Source organism: Micromonospora sp. WMMD967, assembly GCF_029626165.1.
Taxonomy (GTDB): Bacteria; Actinomycetota; Actinomycetes; order Mycobacteriales; family Micromonosporaceae; genus Micromonospora; species Micromonospora taraxaci.
The window spans coordinates 3,192,382-3,217,013 of record NZ_JARUBK010000001.1; the positions used below are offsets into that span (position 1 = coordinate 3,192,382).

21 protein-coding genes and 1 riboswitch are annotated in these 24,632 nt (G+C 72.0%); of the genes, 10 read left to right on the forward strand and 11 right to left on the reverse strand.

The window, feature by feature from the left end:
- Positions 1-38: 38 nt before the first annotated feature.
- From O7631_RS14945 to O7631_RS14955, 3 genes are all read left to right on the forward strand, one after another.
- Positions 39-734, forward strand: a complete 696-nt coding sequence (locus O7631_RS14945; protein WP_278144766.1) for an SDR family oxidoreductase — start codon at positions 39-41, stop codon at positions 732-734.
- Entirely contained in the window at positions 728-2,362 is a 1,635-nt protein-coding gene (locus O7631_RS14950; protein WP_278144767.1) for an MFS transporter, read from the forward strand. The genes O7631_RS14945 and O7631_RS14950 overlap by 7 nt, the downstream gene beginning before the upstream one ends.
- 76 nt (positions 2,363-2,438) lie before the next feature.
- The gene (locus O7631_RS14955; protein WP_278144768.1) at positions 2,439-3,206 is read left to right on the forward strand and encodes a TetR/AcrR family transcriptional regulator; all 768 of its coding nucleotides are present in this window, start codon (positions 2,439-2,441) and stop codon (positions 3,204-3,206) included.
- On the opposite strand, the gene O7631_RS14960 is transcribed toward O7631_RS14955, so the two are convergent.
- Positions 3,203-4,024: a helix-turn-helix domain-containing protein gene (locus O7631_RS14960; protein ID WP_278144769.1), complete on the reverse strand. Its 822-nt coding sequence runs from the start codon at positions 4,022-4,024 to the stop codon at positions 3,203-3,205. The genes O7631_RS14955 and O7631_RS14960 overlap by 4 nt on opposite strands.
- Before the next feature lie 131 nt (positions 4,025-4,155).
- On the opposite strand from O7631_RS14960, the gene O7631_RS14965 reads away from it, so the two are divergent.
- From O7631_RS14965 to O7631_RS14975, 3 genes are all read left to right on the forward strand, one after another.
- Positions 4,156-5,097 (forward strand): SDR family NAD(P)-dependent oxidoreductase, encoded by a 942-nt coding sequence (locus O7631_RS14965; protein ID WP_278144770.1) that lies wholly within the window; start codon positions 4,156-4,158, stop codon positions 5,095-5,097.
- A 90-nt stretch (positions 5,098-5,187) separates the two neighbouring features.
- Complete coding sequence (locus tag O7631_RS14970; RefSeq protein WP_278144771.1) at positions 5,188-6,378, forward strand: low temperature requirement protein A; 1,191 nt, start codon at positions 5,188-5,190, stop codon at positions 6,376-6,378.
- Positions 6,379-6,384: 6 nt separating this feature from the next.
- Entirely contained in the window at positions 6,385-8,544 is a 2,160-nt protein-coding gene (locus O7631_RS14975; RefSeq protein WP_278144772.1) for a hypothetical protein, read from the forward strand.
- 41 nt (positions 8,545-8,585) lie between these two features.
- Here the strand turns inward: O7631_RS14975 and O7631_RS14980 are convergent, their stop codons facing one another.
- The 3 genes from O7631_RS14980 to O7631_RS14990 form a co-directional block, all read right to left on the reverse strand.
- Positions 8,586-8,981, reverse strand: coding sequence for a hypothetical protein (locus O7631_RS14980; protein WP_278144773.1), 396 nt, complete (start codon positions 8,979-8,981; stop codon positions 8,586-8,588).
- Positions 8,978-9,427, reverse strand: coding sequence for a hypothetical protein (locus O7631_RS14985; RefSeq protein WP_278144774.1), 450 nt, complete (start codon positions 9,425-9,427; stop codon positions 8,978-8,980). The genes O7631_RS14980 and O7631_RS14985 overlap by 4 nt, the downstream gene beginning before the upstream one ends.
- Before the next feature lie 359 nt (positions 9,428-9,786).
- Positions 9,787-10,665: an alpha/beta hydrolase gene (locus tag O7631_RS14990; RefSeq protein WP_278144775.1), complete on the reverse strand. Its 879-nt coding sequence runs from the start codon at positions 10,663-10,665 to the stop codon at positions 9,787-9,789.
- Positions 10,666-10,802: 137 nt separating this feature from the next.
- On the opposite strand from O7631_RS14990, the gene O7631_RS14995 reads away from it, so the two are divergent.
- A complete protein-coding gene (locus tag O7631_RS14995) occupies positions 10,803-14,117 on the forward strand; it encodes an AfsR/SARP family transcriptional regulator (RefSeq protein WP_278144776.1) in 3,315 nt (1,104 codons plus the stop codon).
- Between the two features lie 112 nt (positions 14,118-14,229).
- On the forward strand, positions 14,230-15,807 hold the full coding sequence (locus O7631_RS15000; RefSeq protein WP_278144777.1) for a Na+/H+ antiporter: 1,578 nt from the start codon (positions 14,230-14,232) through the stop codon (positions 15,805-15,807).
- Positions 15,808-15,854: 47 nt separating this feature from the next.
- Here the strand turns inward: O7631_RS15000 and O7631_RS15005 are convergent, their stop codons facing one another.
- The 4 genes from O7631_RS15005 to O7631_RS15020 all read right to left on the reverse strand — a co-directional run bounded on the left by O7631_RS15005 (position 15,855) and on the right by O7631_RS15020 (position 20,692).
- Positions 15,855-16,604 carry an amino acid ABC transporter ATP-binding protein gene (locus O7631_RS15005; RefSeq protein ID WP_278144778.1) on the reverse strand — a complete coding sequence of 250 codons (750 nt, stop codon included), beginning with the start codon at positions 16,602-16,604 and terminating at the stop codon, positions 15,855-15,857.
- Positions 16,601-17,374, reverse strand: coding sequence for an amino acid ABC transporter permease (locus tag O7631_RS15010; RefSeq protein ID WP_278144779.1), 774 nt, complete (start codon positions 17,372-17,374; stop codon positions 16,601-16,603). The genes O7631_RS15005 and O7631_RS15010 overlap by 4 nt, the downstream gene beginning before the upstream one ends.
- Positions 17,375-17,413: 39 nt before the next feature.
- The gene (locus O7631_RS15015; protein WP_278144780.1) at positions 17,414-18,280 is read right to left on the reverse strand and encodes an ABC transporter substrate-binding protein; all 867 of its coding nucleotides are present in this window, start codon (positions 18,278-18,280) and stop codon (positions 17,414-17,416) included.
- A gap of 275 nt (positions 18,281-18,555) precedes the next feature.
- Positions 18,556-18,667: riboswitch (SAM riboswitch) on the reverse strand.
- Between the two features lie 84 nt (positions 18,668-18,751).
- On the reverse strand, positions 18,752-20,692 hold the full coding sequence (locus tag O7631_RS15020) for an amino acid transporter (RefSeq protein WP_278144781.1): 1,941 nt from the start codon (positions 20,690-20,692) through the stop codon (positions 18,752-18,754).
- A gap of 189 nt (positions 20,693-20,881) precedes the next feature.
- On the opposite strand from O7631_RS15020, the gene corA reads away from it, so the two are divergent.
- A complete protein-coding gene (gene corA, locus O7631_RS15025; protein ID WP_278144782.1) occupies positions 20,882-22,012 on the forward strand; it encodes a magnesium/cobalt transporter CorA in 1,131 nt (376 codons plus the stop codon).
- A gap of 15 nt (positions 22,013-22,027) precedes the next feature.
- Here the strand turns inward: corA and O7631_RS15030 are convergent, their stop codons facing one another.
- A complete protein-coding gene (locus tag O7631_RS15030; RefSeq protein ID WP_145784350.1) occupies positions 22,028-22,219 on the reverse strand; it encodes a hypothetical protein in 192 nt (63 codons plus the stop codon).
- Between the two features lie 178 nt (positions 22,220-22,397).
- Positions 22,398-22,913: a 2'-5' RNA ligase family protein gene (locus tag O7631_RS15035; RefSeq protein WP_278144783.1), complete on the reverse strand. Its 516-nt coding sequence runs from the start codon at positions 22,911-22,913 to the stop codon at positions 22,398-22,400.
- A 78-nt stretch (positions 22,914-22,991) separates the two neighbouring features.
- Between O7631_RS15035 and O7631_RS15040 the strand changes: the two genes are divergently transcribed.
- Positions 22,992-23,501 (forward strand): DUF664 domain-containing protein, encoded by a 510-nt coding sequence (locus O7631_RS15040; RefSeq protein ID WP_278144784.1) that lies wholly within the window; start codon positions 22,992-22,994, stop codon positions 23,499-23,501.
- A 15-nt stretch (positions 23,502-23,516) separates the two neighbouring features.
- Here the strand turns inward: O7631_RS15040 and O7631_RS15045 are convergent, their stop codons facing one another.
- Positions 23,517-24,563, reverse strand: coding sequence for an NAD(P)-dependent alcohol dehydrogenase (locus O7631_RS15045; protein WP_278144785.1), 1,047 nt, complete (start codon positions 24,561-24,563; stop codon positions 23,517-23,519).
- Positions 24,564-24,632: the final 69 nt, after the last annotated feature.

The following is a 24,632-nucleotide window of genomic DNA, read 5'->3' on the forward strand; positions in this document are numbered from 1 at the left end:
CGGTTCGCGTGACCTGCGCTGGCGGCGGCTGGAGAGACATGGGTGCCAGAACCTTCTTGGTGGTAGGTGGTACCAGTGGCCTCGGCCTCGCGGTGGCCCGGTTGCTGGTCGACGAACACCGGGTCGTGGTGTTCGGCAACGAGGCGTCCGAGGTCGCCACGACAGCCGACGAGCTGGGGTGCGACGGCGTCGTCTGCGACATTTCCTCGTACGAGCAGGTCCGTGAGGGCTTCGTCGAGGTGGTGCAGCGCTACGGAGCGATCGACGGAGTGGCGGTCTGCGCGTCGATGTGGGCGGGCGGCGAGCTGGCGGACCTGTCGGTGGAGCACATCCGCCGGGCCGTGGAAATCAACGTTCTGGGTATCACGTACCTCCTGCGGGAGTCGGTGGGGCACCTGCACCGACAGGGCTACGGCAACGTCGTGTACATCGGCGCGCTGGCTCTGGCGGCCCCTCGGCCCGGCATCCCCGTCTATCGGGCCACTAAGAGCTACGGCAGCAGCCTGGTCGATTCGCTGGCCGAGGCCCAGCACAGCAACCGGGTCAAGGTGATGCAGCTGCATCCCGGGCCGATGCCGACGCGGCTACAGGAACGGGTGGGGGCCGAGTTCCTGGACGAGGTGTACGCCATGCCGGAACAGGTCGCCACCGAGGTCGTCCGGTTACTGCTGCTCGAACCCGACGACCTCTACGTCTCCGGTGAGCGCGTGCTGCGCGCGGACGGGCGGTGGTGACGGCCGCAGCCGGACCCGACGACCGTCCGGCTTCGGCGTGGGCGCCGCTGCGGACCGCGGTCTACCGCAACCTGTGGCTGGCCCTGCTCATCGCCAACATCGGTACCTGGATGCAGACCGTCGGTGCGCAGTGGCTGCTGATCCACCACTCCAACGCATCCACCCTGGTCGCGCTGGTTCAGACCGCGAGCCTGCTGCCGGTGCTGCTGCTGGCCTTGCCCGCCGGCGTACTGGCGGACAGCTTCGACCGCCGGCACCTGCTGATCGCCGTGCAGCTGTTCCTGGTGGCGGTGGCGGTGTTGCTGACGCTGCTCACCCTGACCAACCGGATGCCCCCGGCGCTGCTGCTCACCCTCACCTTCGCGTTCGGGGTCGGGCAGGCGCTCACCCTGCCGGCCTGGGCAGCGGTGATCCCGGAGCTGGTGCCACAGGACCAGCTGCGAGCGGCGTCCGCGCTGGGTTCGATCAGCGTGAACGTGGCGCGGGCCGTCGGGCCGGCCGTGGCCGGCGTGCTGATCGCCCGCACCGGTGTCGCCCCGGTCTTCGGCCTCAACGCCATCGCGTTCGGAGTGTTCACGTACGCGTTGTGGCGCTGGCGGCCCGGCGACGCCCGCGCGGTCGAGGTGCCCGAGCGGTTCGCCGCCGCGTTGCGCGCAGGGAGCCGCTACGTACGCCACTCGCCGACCGTGCGCCGGCTGTTGCGCCGCGCGCTGGTCTTCGTCGTGCCGGCCAGCTCACTGTGGGCGTTGCTGCCGCTGGTGGCCAGCCGTCGACTGGGGTTGGGCTCCGGCGGGTACGGGCTGCTGTTGGCCGCCCTCGGCGTGGGTGCCATCGCGGGTGGCGTGTTGCTGGCGGTGATCCGCACCCGCCTGTCGGCCAACCAGCTCCTGCTGATCGCCGGGGCGCTGTTCACCGTGGCGCTGACCGTGGTCGGCACCGTGGACGCGGTGCCGCTGGTGCTGCTCGCCCTGCTGCCCGCCGGGATGGCCTGGGTGACGGTGCTGGCCAACGTCAACGCCGAGATGCAGCTCTTCCTGCCCAGTTGGGTACGGGCCAGAGGTCTGGCCGTCTACCAGGTCTGTTTCGCCGGCGGGCAGGCGGTCGGCGCGCTCATCTGGGGGCTCGTGGCCGACATGGCCGGGTTGGTTGTCGCCTACCTCGCGGCGGCGGCGCTGATGTTCGTCGGCACCGTGACGAGTCGGATCTGGCCGTTGCCGAACATGCGCGGGGTGAACCGGGAACCGGCCGCCTACTGGCCGCAACTGCACCTGGCGCACGAGCCGGATCCGGGGGTGGGGCCGGTGCTGGTCATGGTGCAGTACACCGTGCGGCCGGAGCGGACCGAGCCGTTCCTGGCGGCTATGGACCTGGTACGCGGCGCGCGGCAGCGCACCGGCGCGATGCGTTGGGGGCTGTTCCGGCCGGCGGAGACGACAGACCGGTTCGTTGAGGTGTACCTGGTGCCGTCCTGGGGCGAACACCTGCGCCAGCACGGCGGCCGGTTGACGGGCGAGGACCGCGCGACCGAGGAACGGGCCCGGGAGCTGACCGACGGCGAACCGGACGTACGACACCTGGTGCCCGCCGCCGCTGGCCCGGCACTGTCCGACGACCGCGAGGCCGTGTGACCGGATCTCGGCGGCCGGGTGCGAGCGCGCGCCAGCGGCGTACGGCGTACGCCCGCGTTGTTAGGATGGCCGCACCATGGCGAGTGAGCGCAAGGCGACCGCGGACCCGGCCCGGAGCCTGGCCATCCTCTGGCGCACGACGGAGCCGGCCAGCCGCAGCGCGGGGCCCGGGCTCAGCGTCGATCGGATCGTCCGGGCGGCGATCGACATCGCTGACGCGGAGGGCCTCGACGCGTTGACCATGCGTCGGGTCGGCGAGGCGCTGGGTGTCGGCACCATGTCGGTCTACACCTACGTGCCGGGTAAGGCCGAACTCGTCGCCGTCATGATCGACAGCGCGTACGGCGAGATGCCGCGCCCGACCGTCGAGGGCGACTGGCGGGCCCGGCTGGACCGGATCGCCCGCGACAACCTGGCGCTCTATCAGCGGCATCCCTGGATGTTGCGGGCTGAGACGACCCGACCGGTGCTCGGCCCGCACCTGGTGGCGAAGTACGACTACGAGCTCGGCGCGGTCGCCGACATCGGGCTCAGCGACGTCGAGATGGACGCGGTGCTCACCCTGGTGCTCGGCCACGTGAAGAGCGCGGCACGGGCCGCCTCCGAGGTGGTCGACCTGGAACGCGAGACCGGCATGACCGACGGCCAGTGGTGGCAGTCGCACGCGCCCTGGCTGGAGACGTTCATGACGGCGGACGCCTACCCGACCGCCTCCCGGGTCGGCACGGCGGCGGGCCAGCAGCACGGCGCCGCGTACGGCCCGGAGTACGCCTTCGAGTTCGGTCTGCAACGCGTCCTCGACGGGATCTCGGTGGTGGTCGCCGAGCGGGCGACCGCCGGCTAACCCGGCGCCCCCTGCACTCCCAGGCGGGCCAGGGCGCGCGCCGACCCGCTGCCCGGATCGGCGTGGTAGACGACGAGCGACTGGGTGGTGCCGCTGATCGTGAACTTCTCGTAGCGCAACTCCAACTCGCCCACCCGCGGATGATGGAACACCCGCAATCCACCGCCGGCGCGGGCGCTGACGTCGTGGCGAGCCCACAACCGGCGAAACCGTTCGCTGCCGGTGGTCAGCTCGTCGACCAGCTCGGTGAGTCGGGGATCATCCGTCTCGGTGCCGACCTGCGCGCGCAGGCCGGCCACCGCGTTCGCCGCGACCGCCGTGAGTGCGGGGTACAGCGCCGGAACGCTCGGGTCCAGGAATACCGCGCGCAGCAGGTTCACCCCGGCGCTGAAGATGGGTGCCAACGCGGTCGCCAGGGGGTTGGCGAAGAGCACGTCCAGATACCGACCGTGCACGAACGCCGGCGTCTCGGTCCACGACCCGACCAACTGCCGGACTCCCGCCGGCACCCGCTCCGGCCGTCGCGCCGGGCGGCGGGTCGGGACCGGTGCGCCGAGGCGGTGCAGGTGCGCCGTGGCCTCCGCGTCCAGCAGCAGCGCGCGGGCCAGCGCGTCGAGCACCTGCGCCGACGGGTGCCGGTCCCGACCCTGCTCCAACCGCAGGTAGTAGTCGGCGCTGATGCCGGCGAGCAGGGCGGCCTCCTCACGACGCAGGCCGGGAACCCGCCGACGGCCGTGCGCGGGCAGCCCTACGTCGCCCGGCCCGATCAGCTCGCGCCGGGCACGCAGGTACTCGCCGAGCGGGCCGGCCGTGCTCACCAGCCCATCGTAGGAGCGGCGACCGGCCGCTCATCCTGGTCCTGTCACTACCAGGAAAACCAGGACCCGGACATCGCCCGCTGGTTGGGTGACAGTGGTTGGCGTATGCGTGATCGGGAGATGGGACAGAGATGACTGAGCGAATCGTGACCCCGTTCGGTTTCGCCTCGAGCGCCGACGAGGTCATCGCCGGGGTCGACCTGACCGGTAGGCGGGCCGTGATCACCGGAGGGGCCGCCGGGATCGGCGTGGAGACCGCTCGCTCGTTGGCCGCTGCCGGTGCCGAGGTGGTCCTCGGGGTACGCCGGGTCGCCGCCGGCGAGCAGGCCGCTGCCGACATCGCGGCCGGTATCGGCGCGGACCGGGTGACCGTGCGCGAGTTGGACCTGGCCGATCAGGATTCGGTGCGCCGGTTCGTCGCCGGCTGGGATCAGCCGTTGCACATCCTGGTCAACAATGCCGGGATCATGGCGCTGCCGGAGTTGGAGCGTACTGTCGAGGGCTGGGAGATGCAGTTCGCGACCAACTTCATGGGGCATTTCGCGTTGACCGTCGGCCTGCACGACGCGCTTGCCGCCGCCGGGGGCGCCCGGGTCGTGTCGGTCAGCTCCAGCGGCAACCTGTTCTCCCCGGTGGTCTTCGACGATCTGCACTTCGCGTTCCGCCCGTACGATCCGTTGCTGGCGTACGGGCAGTCCAAGAGCGCCGAGGCGTTGCTCGCCGTCGAGGTGACGCGCCGCTGGTCCGGTGAGGGCATTTACGCCAACGCGTTGAACCCCGGGGCCATCGCGACCGGTCTGCAGAAGCACACCGGTGGGCTGCGTACCCCGAAGGAGCGGCAGAAGACCCCGCAGCAGGGTGCCGCGACCTCGGTGCTGCTCGCCGCGTCCCCGCTGCTCGACGGCGTCGGCGGTCGCTACTTCGAGGACTGTGCCGAGGCTGCGGTCGTCACCGAGCGGCCGGCGGACTACAGCGGTGTGGCCGCGTACGCGGTCGACCCGGGCAACGCCGAGCGGCTCTGGGACGTGGCGTCGGACCTGACGTCCCGGCCCGCCGTCTCCAGCGGCCGCTGAGGACGACGGCCGGGCCTGGGGGAACGCGCCCGGGCCCGGCTGCCCAGGTGGTACGACTGGGGCGGCAGTTGACGTCAGGGAAGGCGGGCGATGACGAACGGGCTTGCCAACCGGCTGCTCCAACGCCGTGAGAATCCCCGCCGGACGTCGTTCCTGGAACTCTTCTTCGACCTGGCGTTCATTTTCGCGCTGACCCGGCTGTCCCGGGCGTTGCTCGACGACCTCAGCATGGGCGGCGGCTTCCGGGTGTTGATCCTGTTGGCGGCGATCTGGTGGGTGTGGTTCGTGACCGCGTGGTCGGCGGACTGGTTCGACCCACGTGCCCCGCTGATCGTCGTCCTCCTGCTCTGGGTGATGTTCGGCGGTCTGTTGATGGCCGCCGCCGTGCCCACCGCCTTCGACGCGCACGCCCTGGTGTTCGCCGTCGCCTACGTCGCCATCCACCTGGGCCGGGGCGCGCTGTTGCTCCCGGCGCTGCGGGGGCATCGGCTGCAGTCGCGCAGCGCGCGGGTGGCGATCTGGTTCGCGATCTCCGGCGTGTTCTGGATCGTCGGGGCGTTCGTCGCCCCGGCCCGGGAGATCCTCTGGGCGCTCGCCCTGCTGCTCGAGTACGCCCTCGCACGGCTGCGCTGGCCCTTCCCGTGGCTCGGGCGCAGCACCTGGCCCGAGCTTCAGGTGAACGGAGACCACCTCTCCGAGCGCTACCAGCAGATCTTCATCATCGCGTTGGGTGAGCTGATCCTCATCGCCGGTATCACGTACAGCGGTTCCGGCATGGACCGGGAGAGCACTCTGGCGTTCGCCCTGGCGTTCGTGACAGCGGTGGCGCTCGCCCGGCTCTACCTGGTGCCCGCCGGCACGCGGTTGGGCGCCGCCGTCGTGGCGGCCGGGCCGCCGGGCAGCATGCTGGCGCTGATGGCCGGCTACCTGCACCTGGTCATGATCGCCGGGGTCCTGGCCACCTCGGTTGCCATGGAGATGACGATCGACGACCCGGGTGCCCGCGACAACGGACAGTTGGCCGTGGGCGTCATCGGTCCGGCGCTGTTCCTCACCGCCCGGATCCTGCTCGCGGCCGCCGTCGACGGCGGCCTGCCCTGGGCGCGACTGGTCGGTGTGCCGGCCCTCGTCGTGGCCGGACTGGCGACCTGGAAGCTCCCGCAGCTCGCCAGCAGCGGTGTCGTCGCCGGGGTGTTGCTGCTGATCGTCCTGGTCGACGCGATGCCCGTCATGTGGCAGGCCGCCGGACGTTCCGACGCCGCCGGTCGGCCGGCCCGGTAGCCGCCGATGCCGGAGGGAACAGGGCAGCACGACGACCCACCGCGCGAGCACGACGTGGTGGAGTTGCGGGTGCACGGCGTGTCCGGGGCGGAGCCCGGAACCATTCTCGGTCAGGGGCCGGCCACGCAGGTCGCCGGCGACGACAGCGGGGGTTTCCACCGCGCCGAACGGTCCGACAGCGGCCCGGACGGGGTGACGCTCGAGGCGTACCGCTGGGGTGACCTGCCCTCGGGCACCGTGGCCCGGACCCTCTCCCTGGTCCTCCTCCTGCCGTTCATGCTCAGCAACCTGGCGGTGTGGATGCGGCCCACGGCCCGCCGCGGCGGTGCCTGGGTCACCATGCTGTGCCGGCTCCTCGCGCTCGACCTCACAGTGCTGTACGTGGTGTCCACCGCCGGAGTCGCCTTGGACCTGCTCGCCTGGCGGTGTCTCGGCGCGGCGCGCTGCAGGGGGCCGTTCGACGCGGTGGGCGGGCTCGACGGGCGTCAGGTCGGGTTGCGGCTGGCAGTCCTGTCGCTCCTGCCGATCGCCGCCATCGCGTTCCTCCGGTTGCTCGGCACCCGACGGCCCCGTCCGGCCGGCAAACCCCTGTGGGTCGTCGAGCCACTGGTGGGGCGGTTGCGGGCGATCCACGTGGCCACCGCGCTCGCCATGCTCTGTCTGATCCTGCTCGTCGCCCGGGTGTCAGGCGGCGCGACGGCCGTGACCGCAGTGCTGCTGACGCTCAGCGTCGCGGTGCTGCTGGCCTGCGCCGGACTGCTCGTCGTGCCCGGCCTGCTCGATCGGGCGGCAATGACGGGGATGGTCACCCGGACCGCCACGACGCTGCGCGCGGTGGCCGTCGGCCTGACCGCGGCCACCCTCGCCGCCGTCGTCCTGGACGAGCGGCCGTGGCCCTCGGCGGCCGCACTGCCCGGCTACGACACCATCGCGACCTGGGTGCTGCTCGGAGAGATGATCCTGCTGGTGTCGCTGAGTGCGCTTGTGCTGTGGCATCACGGCCGTGGGGACCGTCGCCGCGCGCTGTCGCGGGGGTTGGGTTCGGCGGTGGTCGCGGCCTTCGCGGTCGGCCTCGCCGGAGCGTTTTCCGCCAACCTCGTCTACCAGAGCGGGAACCTGCTGGACGGCTACCACGGCGGACCGCCGCTGCCGTACCAGTGGACGATCCTGGCGTTCTTCCTGCACGTCATCGCCGGCGTCCTGCTGTGCGGAGCGTTGACCCTGCTGAGTCGGCGACGCCGTCGCCGCGCGGCAGCGGCGGTCACGGCGCGCGACTTCCCGACCGTGCCGCCGCAGGGCGTCGGGCGGCTGCGTCAGGTGACGAGCGCGGTCGCCCGGGCGCGGTTCGCCGAGTGGTTGGGGCTTCTCGCCGTGGCGTGGGCGGCCCTCACCGCGATCGGACTGGCCGCGGGGCTGTTGCGGCTGTTCGACCTGACACCCGACGAACTGGCGACGCGGCTTCTCGGGCTCCCGGTCGGAGTGGTGGGCATGGGGCTGGCCCTGGGTAGCTACTTCGCGACGGCGGCGGTGATCGCCCTGCTCCTGGGTGGGGTGTTCGCCTACCGGACGCCGTGGTTCCGCCGGCACGTCGGCATCCTGTGGGACCTGGGCACCTTCTGGCCCCGGGCCGCGCACCCGTTCGCGCCTCCGAGCTACGCCGACCGGGCGGTACCGGAGCTGGCGCAGCGGATCACCCAACTGACGGAGCGGCACGACGGGGTGCTGCTCTGTGGGCACAGCCACGGGTCCGCGTTGCTCGCTCTCGCTGTGCTGCGGCTGCCGCCGCGCGTACGTGCGCGGGTCGCGCTGCTCACCTACGGATCGCCGCTGGACCGTCTGTACGCCCGGATCTTCCCCGCCTACCTGAACGAGGAGGTGCTGCGGGAGGTCGGGGAACGGGTCGACTGGCGATGGCTCAACCTCTGGCGGGAGACCGACCCCATCGGTGGCTGGATCTTCGCCTCCCATCGGCCCGGTGATCCACCCCCGGACCCGACCGACCCGGCCGGTCGGGTCGACCGGCGGTTGCGGGACCCCTCGGACCTGCTGCCAGCCCCGGGGGAGCGCTGTCCGCCACCCATGCGGGGGCACCACCCGGGCGAGTCCGATCCCGAGTTCCGCAGGGCGGTCGACGAGCTTCGCGCCCGTATCCAGGGCTCTTCCTGAGGGCCCTCACTGCCGGGCGGCCGCGCCGGGGACGCGCGTGGTCAGCGCTCCTCGGTCGCTCTGTCGGTCTCCGCCACCGTCGCGCGGATCTTCCGTAGGGTGGCGTCCGGGGCTCGGATCGCGGCCCGCCAGCGGTCCAAGGTCCGGGTGAGCACCCGGACCACGAACTGCAACTGGTTGACCTGCTCGCGGAGCACGCCCAGCTCGGACCGCGCGCTCAGCGCCTCGCCCTCCAGCTGGGTGATCCGGGTCTGCAACGGCTGCACCAGGGTGAGCGCGGCCTCGGTGAGGGTGTCGGCGGCGTCGGCCTTGAACTTGCCGCGCTGCACCACGACGGTGGCGATCGCGGCGAGGCCGGTGCTGCCACCGAGGATGCCGAGCACACTGAGCGCCAGCTGCACCCAGTGGGGTGCGGCCGGCGCCGGGGAGGTATTCACGTGACACCTGCCTGCAGGGGTTCGTAACCAACTATTTCGCAAGCTCGGGCCAGGCGGCGCAGGTCGACGGCGATCTGCGTGGCCCGCCAGAGCGATCCGACGGTCACGGCCATGATGAACGACGTCGCGACGATGGACTGTCGACCCGACATGGCCACCAGGGCCACGGCGTACATGCCGGTGATCGTGCCGAGCACCAGCACCGACGCGAGTTCGAGGCCGAGCCCGGTGGAGAGTCGGCCGGGCCACAGGATGCCCAGCAATCCGCCCACGCCCACCGCGATCAGCCCCAGCTCCCAGGCGACCTGGATGGGCCCGGGCATGGCCGTCTGCACGGAGGTCGGCCGGACGTCGAGGGTCAGCATCAGAACGCCACACACGGGTGCGGCGGTCAGGACAGCGATCTCGTACGGTTGGTGTCGGGATCGGATACGGAGGGTTCCCACGGCAACTCCTTGGTCGAGGGCCGACCTCCCGCAGCGGCCTCACGGGCCGGTGCCGTCCGATCGCGCGACTGTGGAGCGGCACGCCGACGCTGGTGCGGTGCGGTTGGACGGGTCGTAAGGCGAGGAGACGAAGCGACTCGACGTCGTTGGCTGCCGGTATCTGCCTGTGTATCACCGATGACCGGTTGTCGTCCACTGCGTGTCACGTCGCATTACCGCAGGTCAGGGCCCATTCGGGGCGGGTTGCCGTGGGTTCGCCCGCTTGGAGCGCGACGGCCCGGCCGCACCGCCATGATCGCCACTGGTAGTGTCGCAAATCTTACTCAGGGTGATGGCGGTGCGTCCGGGCCTCCGATCGGTCAGCGGTCGAGCAGAGCCCGCAGCGTCCGGACCACCTCGGCCGGTGCCTCCTCCGCCATGAAGTGCCCAGAGGTGACCGTTCGGTGCTCCAGGTCGGGCGCCCAGGCCCGCCACACCCCGGCCGCGTCATATCCCAACGCGGCCCCCCAGTCCTGCTGCAGCACCGTCACCGGCATGCGCAGCTGGTTGCCGGCCGCCCGGTCGGCGCTGTCGTGGGCCACGTCGATCCCGGCCGACGCCCGATAGTCGGCGACGATCGACGTGACCGCGTTACGGGACGCACGCAGGTAGGCCGCCCGCACGTCGGCCGGTAGGGCCTCCGGATCACGGGTCCAGACGTCCAGGAAGTGGCCGAAGAAGGCGTCCGCACTGCCACCGATCAACTCCTCGGGCAGCCCGGGTGGCTGCGCCATGAGATACAGGTGGAACGCGACCGCCGCTGAGGTGCCGTGCAGCACGTCCCACATGTCCAGGGTGGGCACCACGTCGAGCAACGCCAACCGGCTGATCGCCGCCGGGTGGTCCAGGCCGGCGCGGAAAGCGACGAGCGCACCCCGATCGTGGCCGGCCAGCGCGAACCGTTCGTGACCGAGCGCGCGGGCCAACGCCACGATGTCGGCGGCCATGGTCCGCTTGGCGTACCCGGTGCCGTCGAGGTCGACGGGCTTGTCGCTGTCGCCGTAGCCGCGTAGGTCGGGGCAGATGACGGTGTGGTCGGCGGCCAGGTCGGCCGCGACGTGCCGCCACATCAGATGGGTCTGCGGGAAACCGTGCAGCAGCACGACAGCTGGTCCGGAACCGCCGACGGCGACGTTGAGCGTCACACCGTCGGCGACGGTCACGCGCCGGTAGTCGAATCCGTTGATCCTGGGGTCCACGGGAGAACCTCTCTGGTGAGCAGTGCCGGCGGGGGCGATGGCCCCACGTCGTCGTACGTCGTCGAGCCTTCTCCTCGCTGATCAGCAAGCGGTCAGCGTCGGATCAGCGCGCGCCGGCCCTCGCCTAGATTGGTGCCATGACCAGGCAGCCGATCGCACCGGACGCGGTGACGTTCGGCGTCCTCGGGCCGGTGACCGCCGTCACCGAGCGTGGCCCGGCACTGCTGCGTGGGCACCGGCAGCGCCTGGTGCTGGCCCGGCTGTTGATCGCCCATGGGCGGGTGGTGCCGGTGCGGCGTCTCGTCGACGACCTGTGGGAGGTCGCGCCGGATGGCGCGGTGGGCGCGATCCGGACCTTCGTCGCCGACCTGCGCCGGGCCCTGGAGCCCGACCGGCCACCGCGGCAACCGCCCCGGATCCTGGTCACCGAGCCACCGGGGTACGTGCTGCGGGTCGCCCCGGAGGCGGTGGACGCCGGCCGGTTCGAGGCAGCCGTCGGCGAGACGGGTCCACTGCTCGTGGCGGGACGCCCCGCGCAGGCCCTGACCGCCCTGGACGACGCCCTCCGGCTCTGGCGAGGCCCCGCGTACGCGGACTGCGCGAACGAGGTCTGGGCGGCGGCGGAGATCAATCGACTGGACGAGCTGCGCATGCTCGCCGTCGAGCGGCGGGCGGAGGCGCTGCTGGCACTGGGTCGGCCGGACGAAGCCGCCGCCGACCTGCCGCCTCACCTGGCCAGCCATCCGCTGCGGGAGGACGCCTGGCGGTTGCTCGCGGTGGCCCGGTACCGCGCCGGTCGGCAGGGGGACGCCCTCGCTGCGCTTCGCGAGGCGCGCACCGTCCTGGTGACGCAGTTGGGCGTGGATCCCGGGCCCGAGTTGCAGAGGCTGGAAGCCGACGTCCTGGCCCAGGCACCGCATCTCACTCCGGACCTCGACGACGCTGCCACCCCCAGCCTCCGGCAGCCCGCGGCACCCGGTCCGCCACCCGGTCCGCCAGCGCAGCGTCCGTTCGTCGGCCGGGCAGTGGAGCTGGACCGCCTGCGGCACGCCGCCGAGGCCGCGCTCCGACGCCGCACGCCCACCCTCGCGCTCCTCGGCGGCGACCCGGGTGCCGGAAAGACCGCGATGGCCGAGACGCTGGCGCGGCAGCTCGCCGTCGAGGGCTGGACCACCGCGTGGGGACGCAGCCCGGAGTACGAGGGAGCCCCGCCGGCCTGGCCGTGGACCCAGGTCACCGACGCGCTCAACGGCCTGGTGGAGTCCCCCGGCCCGACCGACGAACCGGGCGACCCCACCGGTGGGCGGTTCCGTCGGCACCGGGCGGTCGCGTCGTTGGTCGCGGCGGTAGCCGACCGGGGGCCGTTGCTCGTGGTCCTCGACGACCTGCACCGCGCCGACGGTGACACCCTGGACCTGCTGACCGCCTTGCTCACCGGTCCACACCCGGCCACCGGGCCGGTGCTCGTTCTCGGCACCTACCGGGCCACCGAGATCAGTCCGGAGCTGACCGCCGCCCTGGCCCGTCTCGCCGGGCTGGAACCGACCCGGGAGTACCTGGCCGGTCTCTCCGCGTCGGCGACGACTGAGCTGGCCCGCGCCGTCGTCGGCGCGGCACTCGCCCCGACCACCGCCCAGTTGATCCACGAGCGCAGCGGAGGCAACCCGTTCTTCGTCCGCGAGCTGGCCCAGCTGTACGCGAGCGAGGGGGAGGCCGCACTGGCCTCGGTGCCGCCCGGCGTGCGCGACGTGATCCGACACCGGCTGGCGCAGCTACCCACACCGACGCGCACCGTGCTGCGGCAGGCCGCCGTGCTCGGCCGGGACCTCGACCTGGAGATCCTCACGTCCCTGGCGAGCGACCCCGCAGTCGTGCTGGACGCCGTCGACCGCGCCCTGCAGGCGGGTTTCCTCGCCGAGCGGCAGCCCGACGGTCAGCTGCGCTTCACCCACATCCTGGTCCGCGACACGCTCTACGCCGACCTGTCCACACCGCGCCGTGCCGCGTGGCACGCGACCATCGCCGAAGCGCTGCGACAACGAGATCCGGTCGAGCCTGCCGCGATCGCGCACCACCTGCTCAGCGCCGGTGGACGGGTCGCCGCCGGTCGCGCCGGCGCGTACGCCCGCACGGCTGCCGAGCAGGCCGAACGGGGTGGCAACCCGCACGAGGCGGCCCGCCTGTGGCGACAGGTGATCGAGGCGTACGACCGTGCCGGCGGCGTCGAGCAACGTGAGCGGTTGACCGCACTGCTCGGTCTGGGGCGCGCGCTGGCCGTGACCGGGCGGCTGGCCGAGGCGAGAGGGCGACGTGCCGAGGCGATCACCGCCGCGGAGTCGGTCGGCGATCCGCTGCTGATCGAGGAGGTGCTGGCCGGCTTCGACGTACCCGCCATCTGGACGCGCAACGACGACGACAGGCTCTCCGGGCACATCGTCCGAGCCGCCGAGCAGGCCCTGAGCGCACTCGGCCCGACCGGCTCGGCGCGGCGCAGCCGCCTCCTGAGCACCCTTGCGCTGGAGCTGCGCGGCACCACCACCGACGGCGGTCGCCGGGCGGCGTACGAGGCCGAGACCCTCGCCCGGACGGTCGGCGACCCCGGGTTGCTGGCCTTCGCGCTCAACGCCCGCTTCATGCACACCTTCCAGCGCGTCGGCCTCGCCGCTGAGCGGGCCCGCATCGGTCGCGAGTTGGTCGACCTCGCCGCTCGGCACCAGTTGGTGACCTTCGAGGTGCTCGGCCACCTCGTGCTGGTCCAGGCGTACTGCGCGTTGGCCGACCGGCCCTCAGCCGACGAGCACGCCCGTGCCGCCGATCGCCTCGCCGAGCGGTACGAGCTTCCGTTGGTAGCGGTGTTCACCAGGTGGTTCGCCGCGGTGCGCCTGGCTCTCGACGGCGAAGCGGCCTCGGCGGCGGACGCCTTCCATGCGGCGGCCCGCCACCTGCCCCCGGACGGTATGCCGGGCCTGACCCGTGGGCTGCTCCCGCTCGCGCTGCTCGGCCTGCGGCTGGCCGAATCCGTCGACGACGGGACCGACGGTCTCGACCAGCCGCTTCCCGGCCCGGGCTGGGCGACCATGGACTGGGGGCCGCACGAGCCATGGGTCCGGCCGTTGCTGCTGCTCGCCGACGGTGACCGGGACGCTGCGGCAGCGGCCGTGCGGGTACTTCCGGAAGGGCCGCACGACCTTCTCCGGGAGGCGCGCCTCTGCCTCGTCGGTCGAGCGGCGCGTGCTCTCGGTGACCGGGTCACGATGGAACGGGTCCACGCCGAACTGCTGCCGGCGGCGGAGGAACTGGCCGCCGGCAGCGGCGTGCTCACCGTCGGCCCGGTGGCCGGGCACCTTGCCGCCCTGGCCGAGGCACTCGGCCGCGCGGAGGAAGCGGCCGCGCATCGCCAGGTCGCCCGCGCGGTCAGCGCCCGGGCCCGGACGGCCAGCCCCGCACGCTGATCGCGGTCGCCGTCCACGGCGACTTGCCGATTCTCCTCGGAACGCGTTGGCGGGTGCGGTCAGATGGGAGGACCGGCGCGTCCGCCGCCGGCGACGATCGAGGGGGTACGCCGTGCAGGCGCTCGTCATGATCGTGGTGCTGGGCGTCACCGTCCTGATCGGCACCACGCTCGGCGGACGGTACCGGGTGGCCCCGCCGGTCCTGCTCATCGCGTTCGGGGTGCTGCTCGGCCTGACGCCCCCGCTGTCCGAGGTGAGCCTGGAACCCGACCTGGTGCTGCTGATCTTCCTGCCGGCGATCCTGTACCGGGAGAGCCTCACCATCAGCCTGCGCGAGATCCGGGCCAACCTTCCGGTGATCGGGTCGCTCGCCGTGGTGCTGGTGGTCCTCACCATGGTCACCGTGTCGTTCACCGCGCAGGCGTTGGGGGTGAACCCCGCCGCCGCCTGGGTGCTCGGCGCCGTCCTCGCCCCGACCGACGCCGCTGCGGTCACCGGGCTCGCGAAACGGCTGCCCCGAAAGCTGCTCACCACCCTGCACGCCGAGAGTCTGATCAACGACGGCACCGCCCTGGTGATCTTCGCGGTGGCCGTGGGTCTGCTCGTGCACAGCGCGGACCCGGGCGCGCTGGGCATCGGTGAGGAGTTCGTCGGCGCCAGCCTCGGCGGCGTACTGGCCGGTGTGCTGGTGGGGGTGGCCGTGGTGCTGGTCCGCAAACGGCTCGACGACCCGCTTCGGGAGGGCGCGTTGAGCGTGCTCACGCCGTTCGCCGCGTTCCTGCTGGCCGACGCCGTGCACGCCAGCGGTGTGCTGGCGGTGGTGGTCGCCGGTCTGGTGCTCTCCTACGCCGGTCCTCGGGTGATCCGCGCCCGGTCCCGGGTGCTGGCGTACGCGTTCTGGGACCTGTCCACGTTCCTCATCAACGGTGGGCTGTTCGTCCTTCTCGGCACGCAGATACCCCGCGCGGTGCGGGGCATCACCAGCACCTCGCCCCAGCGCGCTCTGGTGATCGTGCTCGTGGTGACGCTCGTCGTCATCGGCACCCGGCTGGTGTTCGTCTACCTCACCTCGCAGATCGCCAGGCTGCGACGTCGCCGGATCATGGACCCGAGCCAGGGGCCCTCGGCCTGGCGGGTGGGGACCGTCGCCGGCTGGTCGGGGTTCCGGGGCGCGGTGTCGCTGGCCGCCGCCCTGGCCGTACCGACGGTGACCGTCGCCGGCCAACCGGTGATCGAGCGCGACCTGATCATCTTCGTCACCGCCCTGGTGATCGTGCTGATCATGCTGCTCCAGGGCACCACCCTGCCGCTGGTCGTGCGCTGGGCGGGGCTGGTCGGCGACCCCGAACGCGTCGACGAGGCCCGGCATGCCCGGCGGCGGGCCACCGAGGCGGGCCTCGCCGCTCTGCCCCAGGTGGCGGCCGAGGTCGGCGCGCAGGAGGAGTCGGTCCATCGGCTGCGAGCCGAGTACCAGAGGCACCTGGAGGACCTCAACGACGAGAGCGGGGGTAGCACCGCCGAGGAGCGCCGCCTCGAACGTCGGCTGCGCCTGCGCGTCCTCGCCCACAAGCGTCGGGAGGTCACCCGCCTGCGCGACAACCGGGAGATCGACGACCTGGTGCTCCAGGAGCTCCAGGCCGCCCTGGACAACGAGGAGATCCGGCTGCTGGGGCGCGGACCCAACGAGTGACCGCCGACCTGCCGCCGCGACTCAGAGCACCTGGGAGCCGTCGCGACTCAGAGCACCTGGGACAGGAACCGGCGGAGCCGAGGATGCTCGGCCCGTTCGAAGACCGCCTCGGGCGGGCCGGCCTCCAGCACCACGCCCCGGTCCATGAAGGCGACGGTGTCGGCGACCTGTCGGGCGAAGCCCATCTCGTGGGTGACCACCACCATGGTCATGCCGGCGGCGGACAGGTCGGCCATGACCCCGAGCACGCCCTTGACCAGCTCCGGGTCGAGCGCCGAGGTGGCCTCGTCGAAGAGCATCACCTCGGGCCGCAGCGCCAACGCCCGGGCGATCGCGACCCGCTGCTGCTGACCGCCGGAGAGCTGAGCCGGGCGCGCGTCGGCCTTGCCGGCCAACCCCACCAGGTCCAGTTGGGCCCGGGCCACGGCCTCCGCCTCGTCCTCGCCGAGCCCGCGGAGCCGGCGCAGCGCGAGGGTGACGTTGCGCAGCACGCTCATGTGCGGGAACAGGTTGAACTGCTGGAAGACCATGCCGACCCGCTGCCGCAGGCTGTCCGGGTCGTCCCCCAGCACGCTGCGCCCGTCCAACAGGACGTCGCCGCGGTCCGGCTCGATCAACCTGTTGATGGTGCGCAGGAGGGTGGACTTGCCGGACCCGGACGGGCCGATCACGCAGGCCGTCCCCCCGCGCGGCACGGTCAGGTCGACGCCACGCAGTACCCGGTTCGGCCCGAAGGCGAGGTGCACGTCCCGTACGTCGAGGCTGACCGAGGTAGTGGTGGTGGTGTCGGTGGTCATCGCCGGTCTCCCTGGACGGTGGCGGGCAACGGGAGGTCGTCGTCCTCGTCGGTCGACGCGACGGCTGGCCGTCCGTGGCGCAACCGCCGGTCGATCCAGTTGACGACGTGTGTCAGCGGAACTGTCAGCGCCAGGTAGAAGAGCCCGGCCAGGAGCAGCGCGGACTCGTTGCCGGTGGTGGCCGCGTAGTCCTGCCCGATCCGGAACAGCTCCCGCTGGCTGGCCACCAGGCCGAGGAAGTAGACCAGGCTGGAGTCCTTGATCAGTGCGATGAGCTGGTTGACCCAGGCCGGCAGGACCCGCCGGATGCCCTGCGGAATGATCACCAGCCGCATCGCGTCGCTCCAGGAGAAGCCGAGCGCGCGGGCGCCCTCCAACTGGGCGGCCTCGACCGACTGGATGCCGGAGCGGAAGATCTCCCCGATGTACGCGGCGGCGATCAGCGACAGCGCCAGGATCCCCAGGGGGTAGGGGTCCGGTCCCCAGACCTGCATGCCCAGCGGTGCCAGCCCGACGCCGATCAACAGGATCGTCGCCGCGGCCGGCAGCCCTCGGAACACGTCGGTGTAGACCCGCGCCGGCCAGCGCAACCACCGGCTGCGGGAGATCCCGGCGACGGCCAGCAGCAGGCCCAGCACCGAGCCGAGCAGGGCGGCGGAGACCGCCAGGATCAGCGTGTTCGGCAACCCGACGGTCAGCATCTCGGGCAGCGCCTCGCGCATCGCGTCGAGGTCGAAGAACGTCTCCCACAGGGTGCTCAACGGATCCATCGGTCGTCTCTCCTACCGTCCTGCTCGCTCGTCGTCGGTTCAGGACGTGGTCGACGCGGACGCCGACGGCGCCACCGTGACCGCTCCGCTGCCCGGCTTGAAGTCCGCCGGGATCGGTCGGCCGGGGTAGTACTGGGACTGCAACCGGTTCCAGGTGCCGTCCGCGATGACCTCGTCGAGGGCCTTGTTCAGCGCCTCGCGCAGCTTGTCGCCGCCCTTCGCGACGGCGTACGCGGTCGGTGCCGGGCTGAGCTGCTTGGCCGCCACGGTGATCTTGCCGTTGCTGTCGGCGGCCGACTTCTCGCCGATCTCCGCCGGGGCGATCCACGCGTCGGCGGTGCCGGCCTTGAGCTGGTTGATCGCGCCGTTGTAGTCCGGCACCCGCACCGGGTCGAGCTGCTTGCCGGTGGCGTAGTCGTCCTGCACGGTGCCCTGCACCACCACGACCCGCTTGCCGGCGAGCTGGTCGAAGTCGGTGATCGGGGAGCCGGCCGGGACGTCCAGGCCGAAGTAGCCGAAGTCGTAGCCGTTGCCGAAGTCGACTGTCTTCTTCCGCGCCTCCGTGATGGTGATCGAGGAACTGCCGACGTCGAACTTGTGGTTGTTGACCTGGGAGAGCAATGCGGAGAAGTCGGTGCCGACGAACTCGACCCGGAGACCGAGCTTGCCGGCCACGGCGGTCAGCAGGTCGTTGTCGAAGCCGGTGAACTTGCCGTCCTCGAGGTACACGTTCGGCGGGGCGTCGGTCAGGGTGCCGGCCCGCAGAACGCCCGGCTGCGCCAGGCCGTACGGGTTGGCGCTGGTGTCGGACGAGCTGTCGCCGCCGCAGGCGGTGAGCGCGGTGGCGGCCAGGACGGCGGCAGCGCCCAGGGCGGTGGCACGGGTCAGGGCAGGAAGAAGTCGCACGGGTGTCTCCGAAAAGGTCGCGTCCCGGCACGCACGGATGTGCGTCGCCGGCGGTGCGCCCGATGGGCGTACCGGTGAGGGAGGTTCGGGAGGAGGGCTGCGCTAGTGCGTGGTGCCGCGACGACACGCGGCGCTGCACATTCGCATCATGTCCACGTGCCGCCGCCGGGTCAGTGCCGGCGAGGGCCAACCGGCGCGGACGTCCGCGGTGTCGGTCGGTGGAGTGGTGCTGAGGATGCGCATGGTTCTCCCGGGTCTGTGCTGACCTGGGTGCCAGGCCACGCTTGCACCGACGTCCTGTCGGTGCCTGGTCTTCACCCGGGGCACCCCACCGCGGAGGAGGGTTGCCGGCCAGCGAGCCGGGGCTTCGCGCTGGCGCTCATGACCTGCGCCGAGGCTAGCAGCAGGCACGGGTGGATCGTCCAGTCGTTATGACCACGCTCACCAGGGAGATGGGTGCCCGCGGTCCCGTCAGCCGGCGTGCACGTGTGGCCGTCGGCGCGGATCAGGCTCGTGTCGACGCAGAATCTCCCGGGTGACCGAGGCGATCTCACCCTGCCCGAACGCCAGGTAGCGCAGGACGTTGCGACCCGGGCCGCCCTCGGTCCACTCGAAGTAGATGTGCGGGCGTCGACGGGTCCGGTCGCGGATCTCCAGCAGCAGGGCGGCGAGCGCGTTGGGCACCCCTGAGCTGGTCAGACTGAGCACCGGGAAGCGACCGTCGACCAGACTGCCGGTCACCACGAGCTCGGTCTCGAAGTCCGACGGATCGGAGACGTGGACCTCGACGAAGAGCACGTCGCTGTCGTCGGGGAAGTCGTTGTCCGCCATGGTCTGCGCCAGCTTGGCGCGGTACTCCACCTCATCCCGGCCGTCGGGCTCGTGGGCGATGAGGCGGATCCGCCGACCGGCGCGTTCGTCGATCATCTTGGTCGCGACCGGGTCCAGCTCGACGTGGTCGACCCGCAGCTCGAAGGCGCGGGACAACCGGGAGAGCAGCGAGACCACGATGATCCCGCCGATGAAGCAGGCCGCGATCTTCACGCCGTCCGGGCGTTCCACCACGTTCGCCAGCGTGGTGTAGACGAAGATCACCGCGATGGTGCCGAACGCTGTCGTGCGGCCGCGCTGCCGGTGCCGCACCGCCGCGAGGGTCACCGCCGTCGCCGCCGAGGTGATCAACACCAGGACCCCGGTGGCGTACGCGCCGCCCTGCGCGTCGACGCTGGCCTTGAAGACGACCGTGATCAGGAACGCCACCGCCGTGAAGACCAGCACCAGTGGCCGGACCGCCCGCGCCCAGGTCGGAGCCATGCCGTAGCGGGGCAGATAGCGGGGTACGAGGTTGAGCAGCCCGGCCATCGCCGACGCCCCCGCGAACCAGAGGATCCCGATGGTGGACAGGTCGTAGACGGTGCCGAACACCTCCCCGAGATGCGCGTGGGCCAGGTAGGCCAACGCCCGGCCGTTCGCCGGCCCGCCGGGCTGGAAAGCCTCCGGCGGGATCAGGATCGTGGTCGTCACGCTGCTGGTGATCAGGAAGACGCTCATGATCACGGCGGCGGTGGTGAGCAGCCGGCGAGCGCCCCTGATGCGGCCCAGCGGTCGCGCCTCGGAGTCCTGCGGGTCGCCGCGCACGCTCGGCATCACGGCCACGCCGGTCTCGAAGCCGGACAGACCCAGCGCCAACTTCGGAAAGACCAACAGCGACAGGGCGACCACCATCCACGGATCGCCGTGACCGGTGGTCAGCGCGGTGGTCCAGTCCTCGACCGCGTGGGGGTGCGTCACCACCCGCCACAGCGCGTCGGCCATCACCACAGCGTTCAGCGTCAGGTAGAGCGCGACCAGGACGACGGCTATCCCGATGGCCTCGGTGAATCCCTTGAGGAACACCGCGCCCAGCAGCGCCACCAGCAGCAGCGTGAGCGGCACCTCGTATCCCTTGAGCGCGCTCGGCCAGAACGGGTTCTCGTCGATGTGCGCGGTGGCGTCGGCGGCCGAGAGAGTGATGGTGATGATGAAGTCGGTGGCCGCGAATCCGAGCAGCACCAGCACCAGCAACTTGCCCGGCCAGTAGCTCAGCAGGCGTACCAGCATCGCGATGGAGCCCTCGCCGTGCGGGCTCTCCGCCGCCACCCGTCGGTAGACCGGCAGCGCGCCCAGCAGGGTCACCAGCACCAGCACCAGGGTCGCCACCGGGGAGAGCGCCCCGGCGGCGAGCGCCGCGATGCCCGGCTGGTAGCCCAGCGTCGAGAAGTAGTCGACACCGGTCAGGCACATCACCTTCCACCAGGGGTGGTGCCGGTGCTCCGGCGGGCGTCCGTGCGGCCCCTGGTGCTGCACGGGCTCCTCGGCGCCGGCACGCAGCAGCCACTCCCGCAGCCGGCCCGCGCGCTTGTCGACCTCCACCGGCGCGTCCCCCGTCAGTCCCGCCCCTGGTAACCGTGAGTATCCGTCCGCGGTGGGGTGCCCGTCCGCCGGTGCGGGGAACCCACCCCGCGTCACACCGGGTTTCGGGCGCGGGACAGGGGGGAAGCAGCGGCCCCCGGGGTGGCGGGAGTCGTGCCGGACCGGGCGTCACCGGGGAGGGGACAGGGCATGGTCGGTGGCCGTCGCTTCCGCCCGGGTGGGGGCTTCGGTCGCCAACTCGACGAGTACGAGACCAGAGTCGGCGTGCCACCGCCCACGGAGTCGCCCACCCCGCCCACCGGTGGGGTGGTGGACAGCGCCGTCTACCTCCATGGGCACCGGTTCGCTTCCCCGTCCGGCCTCGCCGAGACGTACCGCTGCCTGCAGGAGCAGGACGGCGCGATGGCCTGGATCGGGTTGTACCGGCCCGACATCGAGCAGATCACCTCGCTGGCGCGGGAGTTCCGCCTGCACGACCTGGCGGTCGAGGACGCGATCAACGCCCACCAGCGACCCAAGCTGGAACGCTACGGGGAGACCCTGTTCGTGGTGCTGCGCGCCGCCCGCTACGACGACCTCCGGGAAGAGGTCGAGTTCTCCGAGCTGCACCTGTTCATCGGGCCGGGTTTCGTGGTCACCGTCCGGCACGGTGAGGCGCCGGACCTGGCCGCGGTGCGGCGGCGCATGGAGGTCGAGGCGCAGATGCTCGCCCAGGGCCCCGAGGCGGTCCTGTACGCGATCCTCGACCAGGTCGTCGACGGGTACGCGCCGGTCGTGGCCGGGCTGGAGAACGACATCGACGAGATCGAGACCCAGGTGTTCGGTGGTGACCCGAACGCGAGCCGGCGCATCTACGGCCTCAGCCGCGAGGTGATCCAGTTCCAGCGCGCCGCGCGCCCCCTGCTCGCGGTGCTCGACGCGCTGGCCGACGGCGCGGGCAGTGCCGACACGGACGAGGAGCTACGCCGCTACCTGCGGGACGTCACCGACCACCTGACCCAGGTGGTGGAACGGGTGGACGGGTTCCGGCACCTGTTGCAGAACATCCTCACCGTCAACGCCACACTCGTCTCGCAGCAGCAGAACGAGGAGATGCGGAGCCTCACGGCGGCCAGCTACGCGCAGAACGAGGAGCTGAAGAAGGTCTCGTCCTGGGCGGCGATCCTGTTCGCTCCCACGCTCATCGGCACCGTGTACGGCATGAACTTCGTCCACATGCCGGAGTTGCACTGGCGCTTCGGCTACCTCTTCGCGCTGCTGTTGATGCTGCTGGTCTGCGGCACCCTGTATCTGATCTTCAAGCGGCGCGGCTGGCTGTGAGCCGCCCGCCGAGGATCACTCGATGCCGCGCAGGATGTGCCGTTCGTCCTCGACGTCGTCGTCGCCGGCACTGATCCGGCCGAGCAGGACGGCGGCCGCCCAGATCGTCAGGGGCGTGGCCGCCCCGGTCATACCGCCGGCGGTCCGGTCGTCCCGGCTCTGGCTCCGCTCCGCTCGCGGTGGCCTGCGCTGAGCCTGCATAGGCACTGCCCCTCCTCGTCGAAGCCGCCGTGGGCAGCGCGGCGTGACCCCGCGCCGCCGGCCGGGCGGAACGCGCTCGGCGGGACGGCATCTACGTCGAACCATCCCACGTCAGGCCGCATAACCACCGCTTCTTTTCGGTTTCCCGACTGTCGCCCGCCAAACCGGACATTTTCGTCGACGGTCAGGGCAGCGGGTGGGCGATGCCCCGCGCGTGGTCGGTGAGGGCCGCCCCGACCACTGTCGCGGTCAGCGGCAGCACCTCCAGGCAGCGGCGCACCGCGGCGGCCATCAGCGCGTTCGGCACCCGCATGGAGAGCGTGCAGTGCGGCACCCACCGGCCCGGCTGGTAGTGCTCGGCCAACGGGATGCCGGCGGCGGCGAGCCGGTCGTGGACCGTGCGGTGGTGGGCCAGGAGCTCCGGGGTGGGCGTCGGACCGAGCCAGAGCACCCGACCGACGAACTGGCCGGCGTGCTGGAACTCGAGCCGCAGGGGAGCCGCCACGACCGTCCCGTGCAGGGCCTCGGCGACCTGTTCCGGGTCGAACCGGGGCGCCACCGCCAGTGAGACGTGCGGACGGTGACGTTGCTCCAGCAGCGAGCGCATGCTCTGCACGCCCTCGGTCTCCAGCGCGTCCCACAGCACGCGGATCCGGCGGGTGGCATCCGGATCCAGGTACAACTCCACCGCCGCGACCATTTGATCACCGTAGCGGCCGAGGTTTGGGCGACAGCGCTCGGCGGTACCAGACCGCAGATCGAACAGGAGGCGTACCCGATGGACGTGAGTGATCTGCTGACCGAGACGTACGACCGACTACCCGACCTCGTCCGTGCGGCGGTGGACGGCCTGAGCCCGGAGCAGCTACGCCACGAGCCGGCACCCGGCCACAACTCGATCGGCTGGCTGGTCTGGCACCTCACCCGCGTGCAGGACCATCACGTCGCCGAGGTGCTCGACGCCGAGCAGATCTGGGTGCGTGGCGACTGGGCGGGCCGGTTCGGCCTCACCGCCGATCCCGACGACACCGGCTACGGGCACTCGCCGGCGCAGGTCGCGGCGGTGCGGCCGGAGAGCGCGCAGGCGTTGATCGACTACTACGGTGCCGTCGCGTCGCGTACCGGAAAGTTCCTGGCCGGCCTGCGCCCGGCGGACCTGGACCGCGTCGTCGACGAGGCGTGGGACCCGCCGGTCACCCTCGGCGTCCGGCTGGTCAGCGTCGCCGAGGACGATCTGCAACACGTGGGTCAGGCCGCCTACCTGCGCGGACTGCTCGAAACCGGCTGACCGCTCCCGGCCGGCTCACGGCACGATCACGGCCCGGCCCTCCAGCGTGCCGTCGCGCATCTGCCGGTACGCGTCGAGCGCGTCCTCCAGCGCGAAGTGGGTGGTCGTCGGCCGGATCAGCCCACGGGCGCCCAGATCGAGCACCTCGACCAGTTCCGGGCGGCTACCCCAGTAGGTGGTCGCGATGCTCACCTCGTAAGGCACGGAGAAGAAGGACACCGCCAGGGTGCCCCCGCCGAGACCCACAATGGTCAGGTCGCCCACCGTGCGGGCGGTCGCCACGCCCAGGGCGAGGGTGGCGTCGGTGCCGACGAAGTCCAGCACCACGTCGGCGCCCCGACCGCCGGTGGCCTGCCGGATCTCCTCGGCGGCGCTCGGACCGGAGGTGATCGTTCGATCGGCGCCACACTCCTCGGCCAGCCGTAACGCCTCGGGGCGGTTGTCCACCGCGAGCACGCGGGCGGCGGTGGTGGCCTTCAGGATCTGTACGCCCACGTGCCCCAGCCCGCCGACTCCGATCACCACGGCCGTGCTGCCGGGCGGCAACTTCGGCCAGGAGCGGCGAATCGCGTGGTACGGGGTGAGCCCGGCATCGGTCAGCGGCGCGGCGTCAGCCGGATCCAGCCCATCCGGCAGGGGTACGACGTGCCGCGCGTCCGGGACCAGTTCGAACTCGGCCATGCCCCCGTCCAGTCCGAGCCCGCCGCCACCGCTCGGCACCGGCGCGCCGGACGGGTTTTCGCAGTACGTGTCGACACCGACCCGGCACCGGGCGCAGGTGCCGCAGCCCCACGCGCCGAAGACGGCCACCGGTTGCCCGACGGACAGCCCGGTCACCCCGTCGCCGAGGGCGTGCACCCAGCCGGCGTTCTCGTGGCCGAGGGTGAATGGTGGATTCCAGGGCATGGTGCCGGGCTCGAACTCGTCCATCAGGTGCAGGTCGGAATGGCAGGCGCCGGCACCGCCGATCCGGACCACCACCTGACCCGGCCCAGGAGTCGGGTCGGGGACCTCGACCAACTCCGGCGTCGACCTCCAGTCCTGCAACCGCAGCGCGCGCATCCGGTGCTCCCTCGCTCGACAGAGTCGGTGGCTGCCCCCTTCGCAGCGGCCCAAACTGGCCGGCGGTGC